Raw genomic sequence first — 6,563 nt, forward strand, 5'->3', positions numbered from 1 at the left:
CCTAAATAATAAAATTGTTCCACATTTACAAAAAAAATAATTAACTATAAGATGAAATAGGCTACATAAGGGAGGGTTATATGTTACATACAAAAAGATGGAGATTTTTTGCGGTTCTTTCTATTGTAGGTTTGATTTTACTACTTTTAGTAAAAATCAACTTCATTTCAATTACTATCGCAACTTCTTCAGCTGAAAGAGGAAAAATTTTTGATCAAAATGGTGTAATACTAGCTACAAATAAGAAAGTTAAGTCTCTATATTGCACTTCTAATGATGAAAAGCTATCAAATCAAGATACATCAAACACATTAGCTTTTTTTAATCAATTTTCAAACGAGTTTCAACATGACATTTCTGCAGAGGACGTAAAATCACACTTACAACAATCTTGTAAAAAGCAGACTATGAATGATATACCGTTATACTCTGACATAAATGAGAGTGAACTTACATTCATAAACAAGAACAAACCCGATAATGTAATAATTAAAGATGAATGGATTCGATATTATCCTAAACACGAAATTGGTTCACAGCTAATTGGGTATGTAAAAAATGACCTTAATTCTAAGTATGGACCTGTTGGGAAAAGTGGGATTGAGCTTCAATATGAAAATGATTTAAAAGGAAAACCCGGAAAAACTCTGATTTTTAAAATGAATAATAAAAAGTTCTTATGGAACATTCCAAAAGTACAAAAAGGAAAAGATGTCCAGCTAGCTTTAGACACTGAATTGCAGCAAAAAACAGAAGAAGCATTAAGATCTCAAATTAAGAAAACACCTGCTGCTAAAGCTGGTTATGTTGTAGTAACCGATGTAAAAACTGGCGCAATTTTAACTATGGCCAACTCGGCAGTTTTTAATCCAAATACATTACATACACATGTATCATCTAAAAATGAAAACATTAAATCACTTTCGCAAAATAAAGCAATTCAAAAATTAAAGTACGGTGAATCTTATGTAAATATGGCCTCTACTATAAAGCCTCTTACTATTTTAATTGGATTAAACGAAAAGCTTTTTCAACCTGAAGATACTTATTTAGATAAGGGTACTTTTCAGTATGATAATCAAAATAACATTACGAATGCACCTGGAACGCCAACAGGTGCAATTACACCGAGGCAGGCTATCATTAATTCATCTAATACATTTATGACAGCAAAAGTAGCTCTGCCCTTATTCAACCAAAATAATGGGAATATAGAAAAAGTGGCACATATATGGACAGATTATTTAATGCAATTCGGCCTACGTTCTAAAACCGGGATTGATTTACCCTTTGAAGAAGACGGACAATATGAATTCCATCCATCTAATAAGTTTGAAAATGGAATCTCCGCTTTATTAAATGCCTCTTGGGGAGGAAATGAAGTGCATACCCCTCTTCAACTCGCTCAATATGCAGCAACTTTGGCGAGTAAAGGTGATAAATATAAACCTCAAATCGTAAGTGCTATTATGAGTCCAGACGGTAAGGAAACAAAAAAGTTTAAACCAATTTTAGAAAGCTCAAATCGTTATCCTATGAAGTTTTGGAGTGTCGTGCAAGGCGGAATGAGTCAAAATATAGAGGAGATTAAAAACTTACCCTTTCATGTCGCAGGTAAAACGGGTATTACAGGTTTTCCGAATGAGCAAGAAAAAATGATAAATCATTCTCTTTTCATTGCATATGCTCCTACTGAAGATCCACAAATCGCCATTTCTGTCGTTATTCCTGGTAGTAATTCAGAAAAAAACATCGCTGCTCTCGTGACATCAGAAATTTTAGATTCTTGGCATACACTTCAAAAAGAAAATAATAGCAAAGAGGAAGGTTCATTAAAGTGAACCTTCCTCTTTTACCAAATAGAATCTATATTTATTATTTTCCATTCACCATTATCATTCTTTTCGAACATAAATGAATACTTAATATCAGTTAAAACATACTCTTTTTGCACATATCCAGTATTGCCGTTAATTGTCGATATTTTTATATATCCATCATTTTGCACTTTTTCTGGAATCCAAGCTTTTACCATTTCATTAGATACTTCATATAAAACTTGTGATTCTCGTTTTGGTTCAGCAAAAATTTTTGTTTTATTTCCAGTAATAGTTGCATATATAAAATGCGCTTGCTTTGGTTGGTTACTTTCTGTCAAACCACTTGGTACTTTGTATACTTTTTTTGTATCATTTGCAAATTCTCCCCCCATTGTAAGAGCGACTTGCAACTCATGAAAAATGTCTTCATCAAACTTCAATTCATCCTTCTTATAACTCTTCCCTTTAAATAGAACTTCATCATTTAATGCTCTATACAAATCATTTTCATTTTTTGAATTTGTGCTTTGATATAAATCATTCATAAATTGTTTTAATGATGGATCTTGAGCAGACTCATCTTTTGTTTTCGGCTTAATTTGAGTACTACTTTGTACCGGTGATTTATTGTCATCAAGCCAAGGTTGTTGAACAATAAAAAATAACATAGTACAAACCAAAACAACTGCAACAGACAATGCTTTTTTACGAAATGGTCTCTTATTTGTTACAGAATCTACTTCACTATTTTGATATACCGATTGCTTTATTTTATAAATAAATTCTTCTTCATCTTTCCGATGCTCCATTGGGCCTTTTTTCAATTTACTATACCAGTCAGGATTTTTTTTACTGTTCATCACTACTACCCTCCCCTATTAGTTTTGAAACTTTGCTTCTCGCTCGGCTTAATCTAGATTTGACTGTTCCAATTGATACACCTAATGTTTCAGCCATTTCTTCATAAGATAATTCATATTTCGTGTCCAGTATTAGTATTTCACGGTGTTTTTTAGGTAATTTTAATACAACATCCCACAGTTCATTTAGTTCCTCTTGCTTAAAAAACTCTTGTTCTGCCGAGGAAGACTGCTTGTCGTCACTAAAAAATCCCACTAAAGATATCCTTTTAAAATAAGAGGATTTCAAATAGTTTATCGCTGTATTTCTTGTAATTTTTAATATCCACGTTTTAATAGATGACTCCTTTCGAAACGAATGCCAATGTTTAAAAACCTTTATAAAGACATCTTGTGTGATGTCATCTGATAAGTGTGGATCTTTCGTAATAATAAATGAATAATTCCATACATCTTGCCAATAGTCTTTAATAACATAGTCAAGCTCATCATGATTACATTTTCCAATAAACTTCTGTTCCATTTCCACACCTCAAACTTATTTGAATAAACATAAAACTGCCCTCACTTTTAATATGGTTTCAATATATAGACATGATACAAGTTTCATTTGTTCCATTGTTTATCTTTTTTTGATAGAAGAATTCTCCTGAAAAATGTAAAGGTATGCAATACATTTTATTACATAATCACCTTTACATTCTCTTCGATGACAGACTCTATATTCAGCCCGTACTTGCAAATACTATTTCAAAAATCACTTTTGAAACAATAGAATTTGATTTAAATAATGAAAATGATAAGATATCAACTTTTTAGAACCACAATAACATAGAAAAAGCATTCTCAAGTAGGGAGAATGCTTTTTTTAAAACTTAATTGTTCTTTGTTTTGCCCAATTTATACTATTGAGTTAAGCATACATATAATATATATAGTAAAAGATTTCACCTTATAATCTAGTGTTATTTCTGAAAAACATGTTTTACTTTTTCGCCTGGAACATTACTGCCCCCTCTTCCTTTTACATCTTCAATCATCATGGTAACAATCATGTCTGGCGCATTTGCATCAAACGCTGCAAACCATCCAAGTTCTTTTCCGTCTGCTTCTTTCGACTCCTTCAGTTCTGCTGTACCGGTTTTACCAGCAAGAGTTACACCATCAACCTTAGCAATTCTCCCAGCGCCGTCAGGGTCATTAATAACTTTTATTAATGCACTCTTTACTATCTCTTGATTCTTTTTAGAGACCACGTTTTCTTTCCAATTCCCCGCTACTTTTGCTTCTTTTAACAGATGAGGCAACGGAATATTCCCTTCATTCACAATCGGTGCATATGTTAATGCTAAATGAAGTGGCGTCATTAATACTTGTCCTTGTCCATATCCTGTGTCTGCTAGTTGAATATCATTTTTTATCCCATCTTTTGCAATTGTTGAAATAGGAAATTCGTATTCGATTGGTAATTTTTCATGAAATCCGTACTTCTTAAATTCATTTACATACTGTTCTTTCCCCATTTTCAAAGCTTGTTGAGCAAAATAAATATTATCAGAGTACTTCATTGCCTTTTCAAAATCAATTGGACTAGCTTCCTTCACACGTGTTACATAATAATTTCCCCACGATGAATCTTTTGTCCACTTCAATCCTTGAATTTTAAATTCTTCTTTAGGATTTAATGTTTTCGTTTCCAAACCAATTGCACCTGTAATCGTTTTAAATACAGAACCTGGTACAAATGCTTTTGTGAAGCGATTCATCATTGGCAGTTTAGAGTCGTTATTCCATGCTTCTCTTTGGGCTTTTGACGCTCCTCTAACTATTATATTTGGATTATAAGCAGGGCTACTTACAAGTGCGATTGTTTCACCCGTTTTAGGATTGACCGCTGCACTAGATCCTGCTTCATTTTTCATCTCATTAAAGATTTTTTCTTGAATTGCAGCATCAATTGTTAACGTAACATTTTCCCCTTCTTTTGCTTCTTTTTTTGCTACGTTTTTAATCTCTTTCCCGTTTTCATCTTCCATAAATACGCGTCCACCCTTTTCACCACGCAATTTATTCTCTAATACTTTTTCTAAACCTGTCTTACCCACTAAATCATCTGCTTGATAACCTTTTTTTTGAAGCGATTTTAACTCCTCTGCATTCACCTTTCCTATATATCCTGTTAAGTGTGCCGCTGCTTCTCCTAATGGATACGTACGAATATTTATTGGGCGAGATGAAACTCCTTCTAATTCAATATAATCATTCTGTCTGGTTCCCTCTTTTAAAATGCCAATTGGTACAAAGGAGTCTGGTTTTATCCATTTCGCTGTGAGCTTTTGTTCAACCTCTTCTGTAGACATATCAAGTAATTGTGCTACTATTTCTTTCGTTTGCGCTGCTGTTTCACCTAGTTTCTCTGGAATAATTCCAACCTCAGACGCTTTACCGTTCGTTGCAAGCCCTTTTCCATTTCGATCGTATATTTCTCCGCGTTTTCCTTGTTCTATTTGCATACGTACTTTGTAATCTTTTTTCATACCTGGGAAAATGAAATCTGGCGTCCAATCTATTTTCCAAGATTCCTTTTCTTTCACAAGTTTTACTTCATGGATGAATGAAACTGTTCCTCCATCCGTATCCATTTTAACTTCAAAAAGAAAACGTTCTTTATCTTTCGTATTCTCTCCTTTCGTTTTAACTTTTAAATTCTTAGCTCCAATCCCCTCATAGATTTTTTGATATTTTTCTGTGAATTCTTTTTTAGAAATCGTTTTTTTGGCATGATCTGATAAATGATCATACATATTTGCAAACTTTTTATCATTCCATAAATTAACATATTCTTCAAATGCTTGTTTGGGCGATTCGTTTTTATTACACCCTACTAACATAACTGCGAAACAAATGAAAAACAGCATCCATAATTTTTTCAATTCAATCTTCTCCCTTAGTTAAAAATGATGATTCCTTTCTTAATTTATTAAATAAAAAATGTTTCAACGCTTAATAGACAGTGTAAGTAATGACATTGTTCCATATTTACAAAAAAATTAAATTACGCTTAAGTTGCATTTGAAGAGAGAAGTTTGTAAGATTCAAAAGAAAAACCGATGAAAAGTATACCTTTCATCGGTTAACGAGATGCATACGGGAATATGATTCTAACTTTTGTTCCCTTACCTACCTCAGATCCTAGCTCAATCTTATGATTTAATTTTTCACATACTTCTTTAACGAGATATAATCCCATTCCCGTAGACTCTTTAAATTTCCTACCATTTTCTCCAGTATAAAATGGATTGAAAACACATGGTAAATCAGCAGTAGGAATACCACCCCCATAATCTTTTATTTCCAAAATAATTGCTCGTCCTTTTGAACACGCCGATACTAATACTTTTTCTTTCTTACTTGATGAATATTTAATTGCATTTGACAGTACTTGATTGAGTATAAATCAAAACCATTTCTTATCTGTTTCTACAATAAGATTCGGCTCTACTTTTACCTCTGGATACACATAACTACGTATAAATAGATGTTTATTTTCATGAATAGCAGAATCAATCATTCCAAATAACTGCAATCTGTCCACATGAAAATCCTGTTCAAATGTTTCTAAACGAGCAACATATAAGACCATTTCTAATCCTTTTTTGATTTTTTTTGATTCTTTTCGTTTCTTCATTATTTATTTTTTCTTTAAAAGAGATGCTCCTGCAATCCCTGGGTGTGTCATTTCGAATGGATCTAGAATTAACTCTAAGTCTTCTTGTGACAATACACCATTTTTCACACAAAGTTCTCGAACGGATTGACCTGTTGCAATTGCTTCATTCGCAACGCGAGCTGCTGCTTCATAACCGATATGAGGATTCACGGC

4 protein-coding genes and 2 pseudogenes are annotated in these 6,563 nt (G+C 32.8%); 1 reads left to right on the forward strand and 5 read right to left on the reverse strand.

What is annotated here, in order from left to right; translation table 11 throughout:
* The first annotated feature begins 80 nt into the window (after nt 1-80).
* Nucleotides 81-1,841 carry a peptidoglycan D,D-transpeptidase FtsI family protein gene (locus tag G9F74_RS13240; RefSeq protein ID WP_016108434.1) on the forward strand — a complete coding sequence of 587 codons (1,761 nt, stop codon included), beginning with the start codon at nt 81-83 and terminating at the stop codon, nt 1,839-1,841.
* Nucleotides 1,842-1,852: 11 nt separating this feature from the next.
* On the opposite strand, the gene G9F74_RS13245 is transcribed toward G9F74_RS13240, so the two are convergent.
* From G9F74_RS13245 to aspA, 5 genes and pseudogenes are all read right to left on the reverse strand, one after another.
* Nucleotides 1,853-2,680 (reverse strand): SH3 domain-containing protein, encoded by an 828-nt coding sequence (locus G9F74_RS13245; protein WP_016108433.1) that lies wholly within the window; start codon nt 2,678-2,680, stop codon nt 1,853-1,855.
* On the reverse strand, nt 2,670-3,203 hold the full coding sequence (locus G9F74_RS13250; RefSeq protein WP_016108432.1) for an RNA polymerase sigma factor: 534 nt from the start codon (nt 3,201-3,203) through the stop codon (nt 2,670-2,672). The genes G9F74_RS13245 and G9F74_RS13250 overlap by 11 nt, the downstream gene beginning before the upstream one ends.
* A 442-nt stretch (nt 3,204-3,645) precedes the next feature.
* On the reverse strand, nt 3,646-5,613 hold the full coding sequence (locus G9F74_RS13255; RefSeq protein ID WP_016108431.1) for a penicillin-binding transpeptidase domain-containing protein: 1,968 nt from the start codon (nt 5,611-5,613) through the stop codon (nt 3,646-3,648).
* Nucleotides 5,614-5,813: 200 nt separating this feature from the next.
* A pseudogene (locus tag G9F74_RS13260) lies at nt 5,814-6,356 on the reverse strand (ATP-binding protein); the annotation flags it as partial.
* A gap of 15 nt (nt 6,357-6,371) precedes the next feature.
* Nucleotides 6,372-6,563: pseudogene (gene aspA, locus G9F74_RS13265) on the reverse strand (aspartate ammonia-lyase); the annotation flags it as partial.

This window comes from Bacillus sp. EKM202B (assembly GCF_011066025.1).
In the GTDB taxonomy this organism is placed as follows: Bacteria; Bacillota; Bacilli; order Bacillales; family Bacillaceae_G; genus Bacillus_A; species Bacillus_A toyonensis.

Coding starts and splice junctions, on each gene's coding strand:
- G9F74_RS13240 (WP_016108434.1), top strand. CDS start 81: ATGTTACATACAAAAAGATGGAGATTTTTTGCGGTTCTTTCTATTGTA.
- G9F74_RS13245 (WP_016108433.1), bottom strand. CDS start 2,680: ATGAACAGTAAAAAAAATCCTGACTGGTATAGTAAATTGAAAAAAGGC.
- G9F74_RS13250 (WP_016108432.1), bottom strand. CDS start 3,203: ATGGAACAGAAGTTTATTGGAAAATGTAATCATGATGAGCTTGACTAT.